The organism is Mycobacterium sp. UM_WGJ, from assembly GCF_000455125.1.
Classification (GTDB): Bacteria; Actinomycetota; Actinomycetes; order Mycobacteriales; family Mycobacteriaceae; genus Mycobacterium.
Genome location: NZ_AUWR01000105.1, coordinates 1 through 776 on the forward strand (window position 1 = coordinate 1; position 776 = coordinate 776).

General features: G+C 58.4%; 1 protein-coding gene. It reads right to left on the bottom strand.

The features are described from left to right. Entirely contained in the window at positions 1 to 756 is a 756-nt protein-coding gene (locus tag N416_RS0120970; protein WP_024444049.1) for a YebC/PmpR family DNA-binding transcriptional regulator, read from the bottom strand. Positions 757 to 776: the final 20 nt, after the last annotated feature.

Genomic DNA, 776 nt, shown 5'->3' on the forward strand with positions numbered 1-776 from the left:
CTATTCGGTTTCGAGGGCTGCGAGGACCTCGTCGGACAGGTCGACGTTGGTCCACACGTTCTGCACGTCGTCACTATCCTCGAGCGCCTCGACGAGCTTGAACACCTTGCGCGCACCCTCGACATCAACCGGCACGCTCACCGACGGCTGAAAACTCGCCTCAGCCGAATCGTAGTCGATCCCGGCCTCCACCAACGCAGTCCGCACCGCCACCAGATCCCCCGGCTCCGAAATCACCTCAAAGCCCTCCCCCACATCATTGACATCCTCAGCACCGGCATCCAACACCGCCGCCAACACGTCATCCTCGGTCAAGGAGTTCTTGTCCAAAGTGATCAAGCCCTTACGGCTGAACAGGTAGGCAACCGAACCAGGATCCGCCATCTGACCCCCATTGCGCGTCATCGCCACCCGCACCTCACTAGCAGCCCGATTACGGTTATCGGTCAAACACTCGATGAGCACCGCCACACCGTTAGGCCCGTACCCCTCATAGGTGATCGTCTGATAATCCGCCCCACCAGCTTCCTCACCAGCACCACGCTTACGCGCCCGCTCAATATTGTCATTGGGCACCGAGTTCTTCTTCGCCTTCTGAATGGCGTCATACAACGTCGGATTACCCGACGGATCCCCACCACCCACCCGCGCCGCAACCTCAATATTCTTGATCAACCGAGCAAAATTCTTGCCACGACGAGCGTCAATGACAGCCTTCTTATGCTTCGTGGTAGCCCACTTGGAATGGCCACTCATCGATTGCCCTACCTCACTGT